Source organism: Bradyrhizobium sp. 141 (assembly GCF_023074055.1).
Taxonomy (GTDB): Bacteria; Pseudomonadota; Alphaproteobacteria; order Rhizobiales; family Xanthobacteraceae; genus Bradyrhizobium.
The window spans coordinates 526,905-544,657 of the sequence record NZ_JADPKR010000082.1 but is presented as its reverse complement, the minus strand read 5'-3'; the positions used below and the strand labels follow the sequence as shown (position 1 = coordinate 544,657).

Annotated in this window: 13 protein-coding genes; all 13 read right to left on the bottom strand. The window is 65.9% G+C overall.

Annotated elements, in window-relative coordinates:
- Window positions 1-137: 137 nt before the first annotated feature.
- Window positions 138-1,100: a UDP-3-O-acyl-N-acetylglucosamine deacetylase gene (lpxC, locus tag IVA81_RS25905; protein WP_247323160.1), complete on the bottom strand. Its 963-nt coding sequence runs from the start codon at window positions 1,098-1,100 to the stop codon at window positions 138-140.
- 361 nt (window positions 1,101-1,461) lie between these two features.
- Entirely contained in the window at window positions 1,462-3,255 is a 1,794-nt protein-coding gene (gene ftsZ, locus IVA81_RS25900; RefSeq protein WP_247323158.1) for a cell division protein FtsZ, read from the bottom strand.
- Window positions 3,256-3,345: 90 nt separating this feature from the next.
- Window positions 3,346-4,668, bottom strand: a complete 1,323-nt coding sequence (ftsA, locus tag IVA81_RS25895; protein WP_247323156.1) for a cell division protein FtsA — start codon at window positions 4,666-4,668, stop codon at window positions 3,346-3,348.
- Window positions 4,665-5,681 carry a cell division protein FtsQ/DivIB gene (locus IVA81_RS25890; RefSeq protein WP_247323153.1) on the bottom strand — a complete coding sequence of 339 codons (1,017 nt, stop codon included), beginning with the start codon at window positions 5,679-5,681 and terminating at the stop codon, window positions 4,665-4,667. The genes ftsA and IVA81_RS25890 overlap by 4 nt, the downstream gene beginning before the upstream one ends.
- 350 nt (window positions 5,682-6,031) lie before the next feature.
- Window positions 6,032-7,018: a D-alanine--D-alanine ligase gene (locus IVA81_RS25885; RefSeq protein ID WP_247323151.1), complete on the bottom strand. Its 987-nt coding sequence runs from the start codon at window positions 7,016-7,018 to the stop codon at window positions 6,032-6,034.
- 22 nt (window positions 7,019-7,040) lie between these two features.
- Window positions 7,041-7,961, bottom strand: a complete 921-nt coding sequence (murB, locus tag IVA81_RS25880) for a UDP-N-acetylmuramate dehydrogenase (RefSeq protein WP_247323149.1) — start codon at window positions 7,959-7,961, stop codon at window positions 7,041-7,043.
- A gap of 5 nt (window positions 7,962-7,966) precedes the next feature.
- Complete coding sequence (gene murC, locus IVA81_RS25875) at window positions 7,967-9,370, bottom strand: UDP-N-acetylmuramate--L-alanine ligase (protein WP_247323148.1); 1,404 nt, start codon at window positions 9,368-9,370, stop codon at window positions 7,967-7,969.
- 166 nt (window positions 9,371-9,536) lie between these two features.
- Window positions 9,537-10,637 carry an undecaprenyldiphospho-muramoylpentapeptide beta-N-acetylglucosaminyltransferase gene (murG, locus tag IVA81_RS25870; protein WP_247323146.1) on the bottom strand — a complete coding sequence of 367 codons (1,101 nt, stop codon included), beginning with the start codon at window positions 10,635-10,637 and terminating at the stop codon, window positions 9,537-9,539.
- Window positions 10,638-10,821: 184 nt separating this feature from the next.
- The gene (ftsW, locus tag IVA81_RS25865) at window positions 10,822-11,973 is read right to left on the bottom strand and encodes a putative lipid II flippase FtsW (RefSeq protein ID WP_247323145.1); all 1,152 of its coding nucleotides are present in this window, start codon (window positions 11,971-11,973) and stop codon (window positions 10,822-10,824) included.
- Between the two features lie 212 nt (window positions 11,974-12,185).
- A complete protein-coding gene (gene murD, locus IVA81_RS25860; protein WP_247323143.1) occupies window positions 12,186-13,583 on the bottom strand; it encodes a UDP-N-acetylmuramoyl-L-alanine--D-glutamate ligase in 1,398 nt (465 codons plus the stop codon).
- Window positions 13,584-13,590: 7 nt separating this feature from the next.
- Complete coding sequence (gene mraY / locus IVA81_RS25855) at window positions 13,591-14,694, bottom strand: phospho-N-acetylmuramoyl-pentapeptide-transferase (protein ID WP_063202105.1); 1,104 nt, start codon at window positions 14,692-14,694, stop codon at window positions 13,591-13,593.
- 168 nt (window positions 14,695-14,862) lie between these two features.
- Complete coding sequence (murF, locus tag IVA81_RS25850; RefSeq protein ID WP_247323142.1) at window positions 14,863-16,242, bottom strand: UDP-N-acetylmuramoyl-tripeptide--D-alanyl-D-alanine ligase; 1,380 nt, start codon at window positions 16,240-16,242, stop codon at window positions 14,863-14,865.
- On the bottom strand, window positions 16,239-17,696 hold the full coding sequence (locus IVA81_RS25845) for a UDP-N-acetylmuramoyl-L-alanyl-D-glutamate--2,6-diaminopimelate ligase (protein ID WP_247323140.1): 1,458 nt from the start codon (window positions 17,694-17,696) through the stop codon (window positions 16,239-16,241). The genes murF and IVA81_RS25845 overlap by 4 nt, the downstream gene beginning before the upstream one ends.
- Window positions 17,697-17,753: the final 57 nt, after the last annotated feature.

The window sequence follows — 17,753 nt, the reverse complement described above, 5'->3', positions numbered from 1 at the left end:
CGAAAAGCGATCTTTAACCAACCGGATAGGCAGGCATTCCGCCCGGATTAAGGCGAAGGTGCCGCAATGCTAGCCGATCATGGTTACCAGGAGTTTCCCGGGGTAAGCCGCGGCCAATGCCTGCGACAGCAAGGCCGTCAGGACACGTCCGGCCCGTAGGCCGCAGCAATCCGGCCGCCGACGATACCGCGACCGACTTCGCCCTGGGGACGCGTGGTGCGGCGGGCCGCCTCGCCCTCGACCACCCGCCAGGCGGTACGGTCGGCGAGCAACGCGGTCAGGACGGCGTGGTTGAGCTTGTGGCCGCCACGCACCGAGCGGTAGGCGCCAAGCAGCGGCAGGCCGGCCAGCGAGAGATCGCCGATCACGTCAAGCACCTTGTGGCGGGCGCATTCATCGGCGTAGCGCAGGCCCTCGGTGTTGAGCAGCCGCTCGTCGTCGAACACGACGGTGTTGTCAAAGGAGGCGCCGAGGGCATAACCCGCGCTCCAGAGCCGCGCGACGTCGGACATCAGGCCGAAGGTCCGGGCCCGGCCGACTTCGCGGCGGAAACGTTCCGGGTTGAGGTCGAAAGCGTAAGCCTGCTGGCCGATGACGGGATTGGTGAAGTCGATCTCGACCTCGACGGAGAACCCGTTGGCGTAGGGCCTGATCTCGCCGAAGGAGTCGCCGATCTTGACCGAGATCGGCTTCAAAACCTGAATGAAGCGGCGCTGTGCCGGCTGGGACACGATGCCGGCCTGGTCGATCGCCGCAATGAAGGCGGCGGCGCTGCCGTCCATGATCGGCACTTCCGGACCGTCGATCTCGATGGTCGCATTGTCCACACCCATGCCCCGCAGTGCAGCAAGCACGTGCTCGGCAGTGGAAACCAGCGGACCGTTGCGATCGCCGAGGACGGTGGCGAAGTCGGTCGCGATCACCTGGTCAGCGGTCGCCTGAACTTCGCGATCACTTCCCTCAAGGCCTGTCCGGACAAAAATATAGCCTGCGTCGACAGGCGCAGGCCCAAGCGTGAGGGTGACGGGAAGACCGGAATGAACGCCCACGCCTGCCACGGAGGCTTGCGCACGAAGCGTTGTTTGCCGGCTAAATTTCATCAGGAACCCGCCCCACTACGACCCACTGCGACTTATACTAGACCCACTTGGCCGGCCAGTGCCGGCGCCGCGAATCCGTATCCCCAAGTCACGGCAAACCATAGTCACTGCCTCAAACAGCGCCAACTCACGCTTTTTTACCGATTGTTACCCCAAACCTGCCGTATTCGCGCCAAGGCTTAACCAAATTGCGCCGAGGTTTTGGGCCGCTGCCGGCAGTTTTACTGAACACCCGAACACGTAATTAATGATTTAAAATCAGTTGTTTGTCTGCGCAATCCGGGCATGCACGGGACAAAAGGAAAGGTCCCGGCAAGCTTGTTGCCGGGACCTTTTTTCGTCTGCCTTATTGTAACAATCCTCAGGTCGCCTGCCGCCGCAGGAAGGCCGGGATATCAAGATGGTCGTCGCCCTGTGGCGCAGGCGCAACAGGCGCGGGACGGCCATGCATGTCCAAGCCCTGCGGCGCGGGCCGACGGGCATACTCTGATACCGGCTCGCTCGACGCGATCTGCTGCGCCACGGTCTTCTGCTGCCGGCGCTCGGGCAGCGGCGGCATCGCGGGACCGGCGGTTCGGGCCGCGACCGGCGGCTCGCTTTCCTCGTCGCGACGGCCGAGGCCGACATTGGCGAGGCGCTGGAGCAGCGACAGGCGGCTCTTCTGCGGCGCCTCCTCCTCGACCTCACCGCGAGCCTGGCGAAGCTCGGCCTGGGCCGGCATCGGCAGCTCGTCAATGCGCGGCATCCGGGGCGCACGGACCGGGCGCTCGGCCTGCGGCGGGATGAAGGTCTCGGGCGTCATCGGCTCCTGCATCGCGACCGGGGCCTGCTCGGGCTCCGGAAACAGGGTCGGCTTTTGAGCGATCGGGCGCACGGTGACGTCGCCGTAGGTCTGCATCGGCGCTGGTGCCTGCGGGACCTCCGAAACGGCGGCGGCGATAGCGGCGAGCGCAGCGCGCTCGACGTTCTGACGGGGCGCGGCAGCGAGCGGAGCCTGTCCTGCGGCCGGGATCTGCGCTTCCAGCTTCTGGGCGCGCTCGGCCATACGCTGATTGTCGGCGCGGAGCCGTGCGGTCAAATCGGCGAGACGGCTCTCGGCAGCCACGGCCGGCGCTGCGGGCGCCTGCTGTGCCTGCGGCGCGGCGTTCGCGACGGGAGCGCTGGTCGCCTGGCTGTTGCGGGCGATCGCGGCCTGCTCGATGCCGGTGGCAACGACCGAGACGCGGATCAGGCCGTCGAGCGCCTCGTCGAAGGTTGCGCCGACGATGATGTTGGCGTCCTGGTCGACTTCCTCGCGGATGCGGGTCGCGGCTTCGTCGACCTCGAACAGGGTGAGGTCCTTGCCGCCGGTGATGGAGATGAGGAGGCCCTTGGCGCCCTTCATCGAGCTATCGTCGATCAGCGGGTTGGCGATCGCAGCTTCAGCGGCGGTCAGCGCGCGCTTGTCGCCGGAGGCTTCGCCCGTGCCCATCATCGCCTTGCCCATCTCGCGCATGACGGCGCGGACGTCGGCGAAGTCGAGGTTGATCAGGCCTTCCTTGACCATCAGGTCGGTGATGCAGGCAACGCCCGAATAGAGCACCTGGTCGGCCATCGCGAAGGCGTCGGCGAAGGTGGTCTTCTCGTTGGCGACCCGGAACAGGTTCTGGTTCGGGATGATCAGGAGCGTATCCACGACCTTGTGCAGCTCGTTGATACCGGCTTCGGCGGTGCGCATGCGGCGGCCGCCCTCGAAGTGGAACGGCTTGGTCACGACGCCGACGGTGAGGATGCCCATGTCGCGCGCGGTCTTGGCGATCACGGGAGCAGCACCAGTGCCGGTGCCGCCGCCCATGCCGGCGGTGACGAACACCATGTTGGCGCCCGAGAGATGGTCGCGCAGCTCGTCGATCACCTCTTCCGCCGCCGCGGCGCCGACGTTCGGCTGCGAGCCGGCGCCCAACCCTTGCGTGACCGCGGTGCCCATCTGCACGATGCGCTGCGCCTTCGACATCGTCAGCGCCTGCGCGTCCGTGTTGGCGACAACGAAGTCGACGCCCTGAAGGCCCGCCGTGATCATGTTGTTGACGGCGTTGCCACCGGCGCCGCCGACGCCGAACACGGTGATTCGGGGCTTCAGTTCGTGAATATCAGGAACGTTGATGCTGATGGTCATGGTTGCTGCCTCTCGATCACGCGCGCGTGGGTTCGCCCCGGCCGGTGGCCGCGGGAGTTGATGAAAATCGATAATTGCGGAAAGGAGTCATCAGAAGCCCTCGCGTAGCCATCGTCCGACCTTTCCGAAATAACCGCCCGTCCCTGTCCTGACCTGCTGCCGCGTATGCCGCGGTTCGACATGCTCGAGGTGAACATATTGCGGGTAGACGAGAAGTCCGGCCGGCACCGCGAACGCGGCGTTCTTCGCCTCGTTCGGCAGCCGGCCAAAGCCGAGCGGACGTCCGACCCGCACGGGCCGGCCGAGAATCTGGGTTCCGAGTTCGACGAGACCGGTGAGCTGCGAGGCGCCGCCCGAGAGCACGACGCGGCCGTTGGGCTCTGCGGCGAAGGGCGAATCCTTCAGCTTGTCCCGAACCATTTCGAAGACTTCCTCGGCACGGTGCTTGACGATGTTGGCGATGGTGGCGCGGGAGACGATCTGCGGCAGATCCTGCTCGTCACCGGCTGTCGGCACAGACATCAGCTCACGCGAGTCCGATCCGCCGGTGATGACGGTCCCGTATAACGTCTTGATTCGCTCGGCATCGGCAATGGTCGCGGAGAGTCCGCGCGCGAGATCCATCGTGATGTGTTGCCCGCCGACCGCAAAACCCGCCGCATGCACGAAACGGCCGCCTGAATAAACGGCAATCGTGGTGGTGCCCGCGCCCATCTCGACGACCGCGGCGCCGAGATCGGCCTCGTCGTCGGTCAACACCGACAGGCCGGCCACATAGGGGCTCGCCGCCATCGCTTCGACATTGATGTGGCAGCGCTCGACCGCCAGCATCAGGTTCCGCGCCACGGTGGCGTCGCAGGTGACGACGTTCATGTCGATGCCGAACTGATGGGCGACCATTCCGCGGGGATCGCGGATGCCCTTGACGCCATCGAGCGTGTAGCCGACCGGCAGCGCGTGCAGCACGGTGCGGCCTTCGCCGGTGGCGTGACGCATGCCGGTGGAGGTGACGCGGCTGACATCGGCCTGCGTCACGGCGCCACCACGGATGTCGGCGGCGGCTTCGACCAGCTGGCCGGAAAGCCGGCCGCCGGAGACCGAGAGCAGCACGGACTCGACCCGCACCTTGGCCATCTTCTCCGCGAGCGCGACGGCCTGGCGCACTGCCTGCTCGCATTCGGTAAGATCGATCACCGCGCCGGCCTTCATGCCGCGCGACTGGATCTGGCTGTATCCGATCAATTCCACTGCGTGGGTACGGCCGCGCAGCGCCTCGCTCGGCGCCGACGGCTTCAGCCGCGCGATCATGCAGGCGATCTTGCTGGTGCCGATATCGAGACAGGCGACCAGGCCGCCGCGCTTGTGCGGCATCGGGCGCGTCTTCGGCGTCTGGGTGCGATCGAGACCGGTCATGCGGAATCCCCGGCCTTCTTTTTCTTCTTGTCCTTGAACAGATCCTCGCGCGCCTTGGCGGCGTCCTCGGACAGCTGCACCACCAACCGATCAGGCAGGCGCATGTCGACGGCGACGATGTCGCGGGAGAACAGCCGGTCCTCCTTGTCGAGCTTGGACAGCATCGCAAGCGCGTTGCCGACGTCCTGCTCCGGCAGGCGGATGTCGAGGCCGTCCTTGAGCCTCAGATTCCAGCGCCGCTCGCCGACGAAGATCGCGGCCTTCGTCACCGCATTGACCTGCGGATAGCGCGCCAGCAGCGCGAGGAAATCGCGGGCCTGGGTTTCGGCGCCCTTGCCGACCACGAGCGGCAACGACAGGAAGCGACGCGAGACGTAGGGCTCGAGCACGGCGCCGTCGTCGGCGATGACCGAGAGCCGGCCGGCCTCCTGCCACAGCGCGAATGCCTTGCGCTCGGTGAGCTCGATCATGAGTTGGCCCGGATAGAGCTTCAGCACGGTCGCATCCGCGATCCAGGGATTGGCCTTGAGCTTGTCGCGCACCGCGTCGGCGTCGAGGAACAGCAGCGAGGAGCGGCCGCTGACGCCGCCGATCGCCAGGATCTCGTCCTGGGTGAGCTGCTTGCGGCCGTTGATCACGACGGAGGTGATGCGGAACCCGGCGGAATTGGCCAGCGCGTTGCGGGTGTCGCTGACCGCGGTGATGAAATCCTGGAGATGGCCGCCCTTGACGATGCCGAAGCCGCAGCTTCCGATCAGCAGCAGCACGGTCATGCTGATCCCGACCCGGCGCGGCAGGTAGCGCTCGACGAGTGCGACCACGCGCGGCGGCGGCTCGCGCTCGACGACGGCCTTTGCTCTGGTCTTGATCTTGGCGGCAGCGCGCCTCTCGTCACGCTTGTCCTGCAGCCACTCGCGCAGAAGCACGACCGCTCCGATCGCGGCCGCCTTCAGGTCAGCTTGGGGCCTCAGCGATCTGAAAAGCGACCGGGTGAGGCTTCCTGCTCCATCCATTGCACGAGCTCGTCAACAGTTTGCCCGCGACACCGCGCGGATCCTGGCGAACATGACGTCTTGGACATGCCGGGCCGGGTGCTGGTCTTCAGCAGAAGAAAACCTCTCCCCTTCAAAGCGTTCGCTGGAGGTGACATCACCCGCGACAGCTCACGCGCCGGCAGCCAAAGCGCCATATTCGCCGCCAGCGTTAACCTTCGGACGTCCTGGTAAACAAAAGGTAAAGTTCGTTAACGTCCGGCGCATTTTGCCCCGCTATGTGAGGCATTTATGCCGCGATGTCCGGCATTTTACCGGCTTTGGGCGCCAAACCGGCCCATTTCGACCATCCGGCCGTTAACCAGTCCTAACTATTTCCGCACGCCCCGCCCGGCGAGCTCCACCAGGCCGCGCAGAAAGTCGACGAATTCGATGCCCTCGGCTTTCAGCGCCTTGGGGTAGAGCGAGGACTTGGTCAGCCCGGGCAGCGTGTTGGTCTCGAGATAAACCAGGCCCCTGTCCGAGACGATGAAGTCCGACCGGGAATAGCCGGTGCAGGACATCGCGCGGTGCGCCAGCATCGCCTGCGCCTTCAGTGCGGCGGTGATCTCGGGTGCGAAACGGCCGGGGCAGATCTCCTGGGTCGACTTCAGGAGATATTTTGCGGCGTAGTCGAAATTACCCTCGCCCGGAATGATCTCGATCGGCGGCAGCGAGATGATCGAACCATCGGCGCGCTCCAGCACGCCGCAGGTCGCCTCGACGCCGACGATATAGGGTTCGATCACATATTCTTCGTGCTTGGCCGCATTGCGGACGGCGACGAGATCCTGCTTGGCGTTGACGAAGATCAGGCCATAGCTCGAGCCGTCCTTCGCAGGCTTGGCGATCAGCCTCCCGAATTCGGCGAAGGCTTCATCGATGTTGTCGAGCGCAACGTTGGCCGGCGGCGTCACGCCGCCGAGGGCGGCGAAGTGCTTGGCGGCGATCTTGTCGAAGGCGAGATGCGAGGAGGCCGAGCCCGATCCGGTGAAGGGTACGCCCCGCGCCTCGCACATCACCTGCAATTCGCCGTTCTCGGCACGCCCGCCATGCAGACCGAGCACCAGCACGCGATCCTCAGTCTTGGCCTGGTCGAGTGCCTGCTCCAGCGGAATGCCTGATGTGCCCGGCTTGAACTCGTCCTCGAACGGACGGGCATGTTCGAGCAGTTGCTTCGATTGCACGACATGCACCTTGTCCTCAACGTCCCACCACCAGAGATCGGCCTCAGGAAGTGCCTGATGCAGCGCCTGGGCCGAGGCGACCGAAACCAGACGCTCCCGGTTGGAGCCGCCGAAGAGGATGGTGATGCGCATGGTCTCTCGTCGCCTGTTCAAATTAGCCGGGAAGCCCGATCCGCTTGATTTCCCAGTGTAGCTCAATTCCGGAATTTGCCTTCACCCGTTCGCGCACGGTCTCGCCCAGCGTCTCGATGTCGTGCGCGGTGGCCTCGCCCGTGTTGATCAGGAAATTGCAGTGCATCTCGGAGACCTCAGCGCCGCCGACACGCAGACCGCGGCAGCCGGCGGCGTCGACCAGCTTCCAGGCGGAATGGCCGGGCGGATTCTTGAAGGTCGAACCACCGGTCTTCTCGCGGATGGGCTGCGCGCTCTCGCGATGGCTTTGCACCTCCGCCATGCGCGCGCGAATGGTATCAGTGTCCCTGATCTCGCCGCGGAAGCGCGCGGAGGTGAAGATGATGGAGGGATCGACGCCGCTGTTGCGATAGACGAACTTCATGTCGGCATTGGAAAACGCGTGCTTGGTGCCGTCACGCCCCACGCCCCGTGCCTCGATCAGAACGTCCTTGGTCTCGCCGCCATTGGCGCCCGCATTCATGCGCAGCGCGCCGCCGATCGTGCCGGGAATGCCGAAGTAGAATTCGAGCCCGCCGATATTGGCCGACGCGGCGACCTCCGCCACGCGCTTATCGAGCGCAGCAGCACCGGCGGTGACGACGTCGCCGCTCGCGCTCGCCTCGCCGAATGCGCGTGGCGCCAGCCGGATCACCACGCCCGCAATGCCGCCGTCGCGCACGATCAGGTTGGAGCCGACGCCGACGACATAGACCGGGATATCGCTGGCGAGACGCGCGAGGAAGTAAGCGAGATCGTCCTCATCCGCCGGTGTGAACAGCACCTGCGCGGGACCGCCGACGCGAAACCAGGTGAGCTCGGCGAGCGACTGGTTGGCCAGCAGCCGGCCGCGAAGCTCGGGCATCGCGGCTTTGAGTTCAGGCGTGATGTCGCGAAAGCCCATCGTCCCTATCCCAGCGCCTTCAATTCACCGGGCAGTGCATAAGCCCATTGCGTGATGTTGCCGGCGCCGAGGCACACGACGAGATCACCGGACTGCGCCAATGCCTTGACGATACCCGCGAGCTCCGACGCTCCCGGCAGCGGGATCACCTCGCGGTGGCCATGGGCGCGCAAGCCGGTGACGAAATGGTCGCGATCGATACCGTCGATCGGCGCTTCGCCGGCGGCATAGACATCGGCGACAACAACCGCGTCGGCGTCGTTGAAACAGGTGCAGAATTCCTCGAACAGTGATTGCAGGCGGGTGTAACGATGCGGCTGCACCACGGCGATGACCTTGCCATCGTAGGAATCGCGAGCCGCTTTCAGCACCGCCGCGATCTCCACCGGGTGATGGCCGTAATCGTCGATGACGGTGACGCCGTTCCACTCGCCGGTCTTGGTGAAGCGGCGCTTGACGCCGCCGAAGCCGGCCAGCGCCTTGCAGATGGCCTCGTCCGAGACGCCGAGCTCATGCGCGACCGCAATCGCAGCCGTCGCATTCGAGGCGTTGTGCCGGCCCGGCATCGGCAGCGCGAGGTCGGCGATCTCGTGCACAGCCCCGCTCTTGCGGTCACGGATCACGACCTTGAATTTCGAGCCCCCGCCGCCCGCCGTGAGATCGACCAGCCGCGCATCGGCCTGCGGATTCTCGCCGTACGTGACGATGCGGCGATCCTCGATCTTGCCGACGAGGCTCTGCACCACGGGATGATCGATGCACATCACGGCAAAGCCGTAGAACGGCAGGTTCTCGACGAAATGGCGGAAGGCGTCCTGAACGGCCTCGAAGGTCTTGAAGTGATCGAGATGCTCGGGATCGACATTGGTGACGATCGCAACATCGGTCGGCAGCTTCAGGAACGTGCCGTCGCTTTCGTCGGCCTCCACCACCATCCAGTCGCCGGCCCCTAAGCGCGCGTTGGAGCCATAGGCGTTGATGATGCCGCCGTTGATGACAGTTGGATCGAGGCCGCCGGCGTCGAGCAGCGTTGCGACCATCGTGGTCGTGGTGGTCTTGCCGTGAGTCCCGGCGATGGCAACGCAGCTCTTCAGCCGCATCAGTTCGGCGAGCATCTCGGCGCGGCGCACCACAGGAATGCGCCGTTCGCGCGCCGCCATCAGTTCCGGATTGTCGCGCTTGATCGCCGTGGAGACCACGACGACCTCGGCACCGTCGACATTCTCGGCCTTGTGGCCGACCGAGACTTTTGCGCCCTTCTTGCGCAGACGGTCGAGATTGTAATTGTCGGACGCGTCCGAGCCCTGCACGGCATAGCCGAGATTGACCAGCACCTCGGCGATGCCGCTCATGCCGATCCCGCCGATCCCGACGAAGTGGATGGATCCGATCTCGCGCGGCAGTCTCATGCTCTATCCCGTCGTTCCATCGTCATGCCCGGGCATAAGCGCGAAGCGCGTCTTTGCGCAAGGCGTCCCGGGCATCCACGAATCCCAAGCTACTTCATGCAAGACGTGGATGGCCGGGACAAGCCCGGCCATGACGGCAAAAATACGAAAATCGGCCCGTTTAGGCTCAGATTCCCGCGACCTTGACCACCAGATCGGCCAGCCGCTCGGCGGCATCGAGCCGCCCTGCCCCCTTCGCGGCTTCGGCCATGGCGGCAAGGCGCGCAGGCTCGGCGGCAAAGTCGGAGATCTCGGACGCCAGCCGATCCGAGCTGAACTCGGTCTGCGGGATGCGGACGGCGCCGTCGACCTTGACCAGCACGCCGGCATTGGCGAACTGATCCTGGTCGATCGAGCCGGGCAGCGGCACCAGGATCGAGGGCCGGCCGATCGCGGCGAGCTCGGCCACGGTGCCGGCGCCGGAGCGCGACACGATCAGGTGGTTGGAGGCAAGCCGGGCCGGCAGATCCGTGAAGAACGGCGCAAGCTCTGCCTTGATCTTGAGCTTGTCGTAGACTGTGCGGACGCGAGTCATGTCTTCGTCGCGCACCTGCTGGGTGAGAACGAGGCGGCTCCACAGCGCGGGCTCGAGGCGCTCGATTGCGCCCGGCACTATGTCGGCCATGATGCGCGCGCCCTGGCTGCCACCGACCACGAGCAGCCGCAGCGGGCCGTTCACCTCGGGCGCGGCATATGGCACAGCAGCGGCAGCGAGGACCGCGGGCCGCATCGGCGTGCCAACCGTCGTGGTCTTTCCAGAGAGCGCCGGATCGCGGTCGAGCACGCCGGGCAAGGACGTCGCGATGGCGCGCACATGGCTCGACAGAAACCGGTTGGCGCGGCCGAGCACCGCGTTGGCGTCGTGGATGATGCCGGGCACGCCGGCGAGTTTCGCAGCGACCAGCGGCGGCAGCGTCGGATAGCCGCCGAAGCCGACGACGGCGACGGGCTTCAAGCGCTTGATCAGCGCGTAGGCTGACAGCGTGCCGGCAACGAGCGTGAGACCGGCATAGGCGAGCTGAAACGGATTGCGGCCGCGTGCGGTCTCGCTTGAGACGACGTCGATCATGTCTTTGCTGAACAGCCCGCTATAGCGCAGCGCGCGCTCGTCCGTGACGAGGCGGACGCGATAGCCGCGCCGGATCAGCTCGACACCGAGCGCCTCGGCCGGAAACAGATGGCCGCCAGTGCCGCCCGCGGCGAGAAGAATCAGGGGGGAATTGTCCATGGTGGAGGCGTTTTACAGGCTGTCAGCGGTCATTGCGAGCCGCAACGACGGTGCTCGTGCCCCGGGCGCAGCGCAGCGCGCCGCCTTCGGCATGGTGAGCTGCTGAACCGGGGCCCATGCCGCGGCACTCTGGGTCCCGGCTCTGCGCTCCGCTTCGCTTCGCTTGTCCGGGACACGAGAGCAGCTAAGCGTAACTCCGCATCGCGTCGGCGTGGCCGCTGGCCTCGACCTCTGTGCGCGGGCGCAGCCGCGTCAGCGCCAGCATCATGCCGACGCCATAGGCCAACGACACGATCGAGGAGCCACCATAGGAGATGAAGGGCAGCGTCATGCCCTTGGCGGGGATCAGCTGAAGGTTCACCGACATATTGATTGCGGCCTGGACACCGAACAGGATGGCGAGCCCTGAAGCCGCAAAGCGCGAGAACATGTCTTCGTTGGCATAGGCGCGCGACAGCGTGCGGATGACGACGAAGGCGAATAGCGTCAGCATCGCAAGGCACAGGATGATGCCGAACTCCTCGGCAGCCACCGCGAACACAAAGTCGGTGTGGCTGTCCGGCAGGCTGCGCTTGGCGATGCCCTCGCCCGGCCCGAGCCCGAACCAGCCGCCGTTATAGAAGGCTTCCATGGCAGTATCGACCTGGAAGGTGTCGCCGGAGGCCGGGTTCATGAAGCGCTTGATGCGCCCCGCCACGTGGGGGACGAACAGATAGGCGCTGAACAGGCCGGCCGCACCGATCCCCGCCAGGCCGAACACCCAGATCATGCGCATGCCCGCGATGAAGAACAGCGAGCCCCACACCATCAGGATCAGCATGGTCTGGCCGAAGTCCGGCTCCATCACCAGCAGCGCGACCAGCATCAGGAGCAGCACCAGCGCCATCGAGGTCGCCGGCATCTCCGGCCGCTTGGTCGATTCCGCGAACAGCCAGGCGGCGATCACGACGAACGAAGGTTTTGCGATCTCGGAGGCCTGGATGTTGACGCCAAGCAGCGTGATCCAGCGCCGCGAGCCCTTCACTTCGGGACCGATCGCAAGGGTCAGCACGATCAGGATGATGCTGGCGGCGAAGATGATCAGGGCCGAGCGGCGGATCGCGCGCGGCGACAGGAAGGACACCCCGAGCAGCACCATGCAGGACGGCGCCAGGAACATGACGTGGCGGCTGAAGAAGTGGAAGGGATCGAGCCCGATGCGGGTCGCGACCGGCGGGCTCGCCGCCAGCGACAGGATCACGCCCGTGAGCATCAGCGCCAGGATGGCGCCCATCAGCGGCTTGTCGACGGTCCACCACCACTCGGAAAAGGGGGTGCGTTCTTCACGGGAGAGCATGGGCGGCCGCTTTCGGACAGAGGTCGCTCCATTGGTCGCCGAGGTTGGTTACCGGGGGGTTAATGGGATCGAGGAACTTGTGGAGAGTCTCGTGCCCCGGACGCAGCGCAGCGCTCTTGCGGTGCGCTGCAGAGCCGGGGCCCAATGTGGCTTCTGGGTCCCGGCTCTGCGGAGCGTCACTTCGTGCCGCACCGCGTCCAGGACACGAGTGCTCACACCACCGGCTTCACACCCGGCAGCGCCTGCACCAGGTCTCGAAACTTGGTGCCGCGGATCTCGAAGTTGCGGTACTGGTCGAAGGAGGCGCAGGCCGGCGACAGCAGCACGACGGCGTCGGCAAGACCTGAGGCTTCTGCATCCCGTGCGGCGTGCTCGACGGCAACCTCCAGCGTCTGGCTGATCTCGTGCGCGACCGCGCCGAGCGTGCCCGAAAATTCCTGCGCGGCTTCGCCGATCAGATAGGCTTTTCGGATGCGCGGGAAGTAGCCGGCAAGGCTCGTGATGCCGCCCGCCTTAGGCTTGCCGCCGGCGATCCAGAAAATATCGGCGAAGGACGACAGCGCATGCGCGGTCGCATCCGCGTTGGTGCCCTTGGAATCGTTGACGAACAGCACGTTGCCGCGGCGGCCGACCTGCTCCATGCGGTGCGCCAGGCCGGGAAAGCTGCGCAGGCCGTTCTGGAGAACATCGAGACTGATGCCCATCGCGAGCGCGGCGGCGGCAGCGCAGGCCGCGTTCTGCGCGTTGTGCTGGCCCCGCAGCGAACCGATGCCGCCGAGCTTTGCGACCGCGCTGCGCGCGCCGCCCGCCGTGCGCACGATATTGCCGTGCTCGACATGGATGCCGCTCGCGAGCGGATTCTTGACGGAGATGCGCACCACGTTCTTGCCGACGCGATCGAGCCGGTCGGCGATGTCGCGGCAAAAGCCGTCGTCGACGCCGACGATCGCAGTGCCGCCACCTTGCACCCCGGCAACGAGGCGCTCCTTCACAGCAGCATAATGTTCGATGGTGCCGTGACGATCGATATGGTCTTCGCTGATATTGAGCAAAATGCCGACCGAGGGATCGAGCGAAGGAGTGAGGTCGATCTGGTAGGACGACATCTCGATGACGTGAACGCGGCCCATGCGCGGCGGCTCCAGCGACAGGATCGCGGTGCCGATATTGCCGCCCATCTGGGTATCGTAGCCGGCGACCTTGGTCAGATGCGCGATCAGCGCCGTTGTGGTCGACTTGCCGTTGGTGCCGGTGATGGCGACGAAGGGCGCATCCGGCGCATGCCGGCGCCGCTCGCGGCAGAACAGCTCGATGTCGCCGATCACCTCAACGCCGGCCTCGCGCGCCTTCAGCACGCTCCAGTGCGGCACCGGATGCGTCAGCGGCACGCCTGGCGCGAGCACGAGCGCGGCAAAGTTGGCCCAGGAGACATTGCGCAGATCCGCCGTGATGAAGCCGGCCTGCGCGGCCTTGGCGACGTTCTCGGCATTGTCGTCGGCGGCGATCACCTCGGCGCCGCCGGCCTTCAGCGCGTGGCAGGAGGCGAGCCCCGAACCGCCGAGGCCGAACACCGCGACGGTCTTGCCGGCAAAGGACGTGACGGGGATCATCGCTCGATCACCGCAGCTTCAGCGTCGACAGGCCGGCCAGCGCCAGCATCACCGAGATGATCCAGAAGCGGATTACGATCTGCGGCTCGGTCCAGCCGAGCTGCTCGAAATGGTGGTGGATCGGCGCCATCCGGAAGATGCGTTTGCCGGTCAGCTTGAACGACACCACCTGCACGATGACGGAGACCGCCTCCAGCACGAACAGGCCGCCGATCACCGCGAGCACGATCTCGTGTTTCACCGCGACCGCGATGGCGCCCAGCATGCCGCCGAGCGCGAGCGAGCCAGTGTCGCCCATGAAGATCGAGGCCGGCGGCGCGTTGAACCAGAGGAAGCCGAGGCCGGCGCCCAGCAGCGCGCCGCAGAGCACCGCGAGCTCGCCGGTGCCGGCGACATATTTGATCTGGAGATATTCGGCGAACACCGCGTTGCCGGCGAGATAGGCGATCATCGCAAAGCTCGCGGTCGCGATCATCACGGGAACGATGGCGAGGCCGTCGAGACCGTCGGTGAGGTTCACCGCGTTGCCGGAGCCAACGATGACGAAGGCACCGAAGATGACGAAGAACCAGCCGAAATGCAGCACCGTGTCCTTCAGGAAGGGAATCGTCAGCGCGGTGGACGCAGGATCGCGGTTCAGCCGCACCAGGGCGTAGCAGGCCACCAGCGCGATCGCGGCTTCGATCAGCAGACGAAGCTTGCTGCCGAACCCGGTCGTGGTCTGCTTGGTCACCTTGAGGTAATCGTCATAGAAGCCGACGAAGCCGAAGCCGAGTGTTACCGCCAGCACGATCCAGACGTAGGGGTTGAGTGGATTGGCCCACAGCACGGTGCCGACGGTGAGGCCGGACAGGATCATCAGCCCGCCCATGGTGGGCGTGCCCTTCTTGGCGAGATGCGATTGCGGGCCGTCGCTGCGGATCGGCTGGCCCTTGCCCTGGCGGATGCGCAAGTGATCGATGATCCAGGGCCCGAACAGGAACACGAACAGCGCCCCGGTGACGACGGCGCCGCCGGTGCGGAAGGTGATGTAGCGGAAGACGTTCAGGAAGGTGCGAACGGCACCGAAGCCCGGAAATGTGTTGGAGAGCTCGATCAGCCAGTAAAACATTCAGTCGGTCCTATGGCGCCTATGCACGCGGTTTTGGCCTTGATCTTGGCCTCAACGTGTCTCACGCGCATTCGCTGGTCTTCATCATGGGTCGCGCGACCTCTGGGGAAACCGGGACGGCTTCGCGCCGCAAAGGGTGGGATTCGGGAACAGCGCCTTCCAAGCAGTTTACGCCTTTGCCTGCAAGGCGGCCACCAGGCCCGGCACAAACTTGTTGACCCAGAACATCTTCTTGCTGCCCTTGACAACCACGACATCGCCCGCCCTCAGCAGATTTGCGACCTCGCCCGGCCTCAGCGTGGCGGGATCGTCGTGCCAGCCGAGGGCCTTGCCGGCCGGGAGCACCTCGAAGAGGTGGCGCATCAGGGGGCCGACGCAGTAGACGCCGTCAATACCGTCGAGATGCTTGGCGAGGGCGGTGTGATAATCGGGTGCATCTTCGCCCAGCTCCAGCATGTCGCCGAGCACCGCAACACGGCGGCCGCCGGTCACGTTGCGCGCTTGCAGGCTTTGCAGTGCGGCAGCAACGCTGGCCGGATTGCCGTTGAAACTGTCGTCGATCACGGTGATACCCCTGACCGCCTGCTCGACGCCGCGGCCGGTCATGATGCCGACCCGGTCGAGCTTGATCGCGAGCGTCGCCGCATCGAGATTGGCCGCACGGATCGCGGCGAGCGCGGCCAGCGCATTCTGCACGCGGTGCGGCGCACCCGGCGTCAGGCTGAAGGCGATCTCCTTCTTGCCGATCATGGCCACGACCTGCCAGCTCTCGCCATGTGGCGCGTGCGCGACCTCATGGACCTCGGCATGCTCGCCGAAGCGGACGACCTTGCCCTTCCATTCTGCCGCCTTGAGCCCAGCAGGCAGCACCAGTACGCCGTCCTCAGGCAGGCCGAGCGCGATCGACACCTTCTCGCGCCTGATAGCCTCGAGCGAGCCGAGCTTTTCCAGATGCACCGGCTGGACGTTGACGACCAGCGCGACGGTCGGCCGCGTCAGCTCGCTGAGCCGCGCGATCTCGCCTTTCTGGTTCATGCCCATCTCGACGACCCAGAGGCTGGCGTCGGGCTTCGCGTTGCACAGCGTTAGCGGCACACCCCAGAAATTATTGAAGCTCGACGGGCTCGCATAGGCGTTTGGATAGGCCGCCAGGAATTCCTTGGTGCTGGTCTTGCCGGCGCTGCCGGTGAGCCCGATCACCGGTCCCTTAAAGCGGGCGCGCGCGGCGCGCGCGAGGCCCCAGAGACCGTCGATCAGCGTGTCCTTGACGACGATCTGCGGAATGCGGATGCCCGCGATCTCGTGCGGCACGATCATCGCGACCGCGCCCGAAGCTTCAGCCTTGTCCGCGAACTCCCATCCGTCGCGCGCACTGGCGAAGGCCGAGACGAAGCCGCCGCTCGGCGTGCCGCTCAGCGCGACGAACAGACTGCCCGGCTTCACCAGTCGGCTATCCTGGGTGACGAAATCGATCGCGGTGTCCGGGAACGATCCGGCAGCGCCCAGCGCGCGCGCCACTTCGGCCACCGTCCATATCGGCGCGTTCATGCAACCCTCGACGCTAATGCGGCGGCGACCGCCTCGTGATCACTGAAGGGCAAAACCTCTGCCCCGACGATCTGCCCGGTCTCGTGACCCTTGCCGGCGATGAGCAGCGCATCGCCATCCTGCAATTCCTCGATCGCGGCGTGGATCGCAGCAGTGCGGTCGCCGATTTCGCGGGCGCCCTTCGCCGTGGCGAGGATCGCGGCGCGGATCGCTTCCGGCTTCTCGCTGCGCGGATTGTCGTCGGTGATGATGACGCCGTCGGCGTTCTCGGCCGCGATCTCGCCCATGATCGGACGCTTGCCGGCATCGCGATCGCCGCCGGCACCGAACACGACGACCAGCCGACGCTTGGCATAGGGACGCAGCGCCTGCAGCGCCTTCGCCAGCGCGTCGGGTTTGTGCGCATAGTCGACGAAGATAAGCGCCCCGTTGCGCTCGCCGACGCGTTCGAGTCGTCCCTTGGCGCCTTCGAGATGCTCCAGGCTTGCGAACACATTGGCCGCATCGCTGCCGGTGCCGATGGCAAGACCGGCCGACACCAGCGCGTTCTCGATCTGGAATTCGCCGACCAGCGGCAGGCGGATCGAATAGCCCTTGCCACGATATTCGACGGTAAGCTTTTGCGAAAAACCCTCGACCACGGCTTCGGTGAGACGGATGCCCTCGCCTGCCCCGTCGCCGTTGCGGCCGACCGTCATCACCCGCAGGCCGCGCGAGCTTGCCGCGCCGATCACGTCTGCCGAGCAATCATGATCGGCCGAGATCACCGCCGCGCCGCCCGGTGAAACGAGTTCCCGGAACAGGCGGAGTTTCGCCGCAAGATAGTGCGCGACCGTCGGATGATAATCCATGTGGTCGCGCGAGAGATTGGTGAAGCCGCCGGCGGCGACGCGCACGCCGTCGAGGCGGTACTGGTCGAGCCCGTGTGAGGACGCTTCGAAGGCGAGATGCGTGACGCCCTCACGCGTAATCTCGTCGATCTGCCGATGCAGCGCGATCGGATCCGGCGTCGTCAGCGAACCGTAGACCGTGCGCTTGGGCGAGACGAGCCCGATGGTGCCGATGCTGGCGGAGGCATGTCCCAGCCGCTCCCAGATCTGGCGGGTGAAGGCTGCGACCGAGGTCTTGCCGCTGGTGCCGGTCACGGCCGCGATGGTCGCGGGTTGGGCGGGGAAGAAGCTCGCCGCGGCCAGCGCCAGCGCGCGGCGCGGATTGGCAACCGTGACAAACGGCACCTTGCTCTGTTCGAGGGCGTGGTCACCGACGACGGCGGCCGCACCTGCGGCAATCGCAGCATCGATGAAGCGTGCGCCATCGGTTTTGCTGCCCGCAAGTGCGAAGAAGAGATCGCCCGGCCTGACCACGCGGCTGTCGAGCGCAAGGCCGGTCACGTCGAGCGCCGCGACAGCGGGCTCGATCGCGGCATCATTGCCTAGCAGGTCGGAGAGCTTCATGGTCTTCCAGTCGACATGCCCTCCCGCAAAGCCGAATCTCCGGGAAAAGCCCCGACT

Excerpts from the sequence above, each read along its gene's own strand:
- murB (WP_247323149.1), bottom strand. The coding sequence starts at position 7,961 with ATGGGCTTTCGCGACATCACGCCTGAACTCAAAGCCGCGATGCCCGAG.
- murC (WP_247323148.1), bottom strand. The coding sequence starts at position 9,370 with ATGAGACTGCCGCGCGAGATCGGATCCATCCACTTCGTCGGGATCGGC.
- mraY (WP_063202105.1), bottom strand. The coding sequence starts at position 14,694 with ATGTTTTACTGGCTGATCGAGCTCTCCAACACATTTCCGGGCTTCGGT.
- IVA81_RS25890 (WP_247323153.1), bottom strand. The coding sequence starts at position 5,681 with ATGGATGGAGCAGGAAGCCTCACCCGGTCGCTTTTCAGATCGCTGAGG.
- murD (WP_247323143.1), bottom strand. The coding sequence starts at position 13,583 with ATGATCCCCGTCACGTCCTTTGCCGGCAAGACCGTCGCGGTGTTCGGC.
- lpxC (WP_247323160.1), bottom strand. The coding sequence starts at position 1,100 with ATGAAATTTAGCCGGCAAACAACGCTTCGTGCGCAAGCCTCCGTGGCA.
- murF (WP_247323142.1), bottom strand. The coding sequence starts at position 16,242 with ATGAACGCGCCGATATGGACGGTGGCCGAAGTGGCGCGCGCGCTGGGC.
- IVA81_RS25885 (WP_247323151.1), bottom strand. The coding sequence starts at position 7,018 with ATGCGCATCACCATCCTCTTCGGCGGCTCCAACCGGGAGCGTCTGGTT.
- IVA81_RS25845 (WP_247323140.1), bottom strand. The coding sequence starts at position 17,696 with ATGAAGCTCTCCGACCTGCTAGGCAATGATGCCGCGATCGAGCCCGCT.
- ftsW (WP_247323145.1), bottom strand. The coding sequence starts at position 11,973 with ATGCTCTCCCGTGAAGAACGCACCCCCTTTTCCGAGTGGTGGTGGACC.
- ftsA (WP_247323156.1), bottom strand. The coding sequence starts at position 4,668 with ATGACCGGTCTCGATCGCACCCAGACGCCGAAGACGCGCCCGATGCCG.
- ftsZ (WP_247323158.1), bottom strand. The coding sequence starts at position 3,255 with ATGACCATCAGCATCAACGTTCCTGATATTCACGAACTGAAGCCCCGA.
- murG (WP_247323146.1), bottom strand. The coding sequence starts at position 10,637 with ATGGACAATTCCCCCCTGATTCTTCTCGCCGCGGGCGGCACTGGCGGC.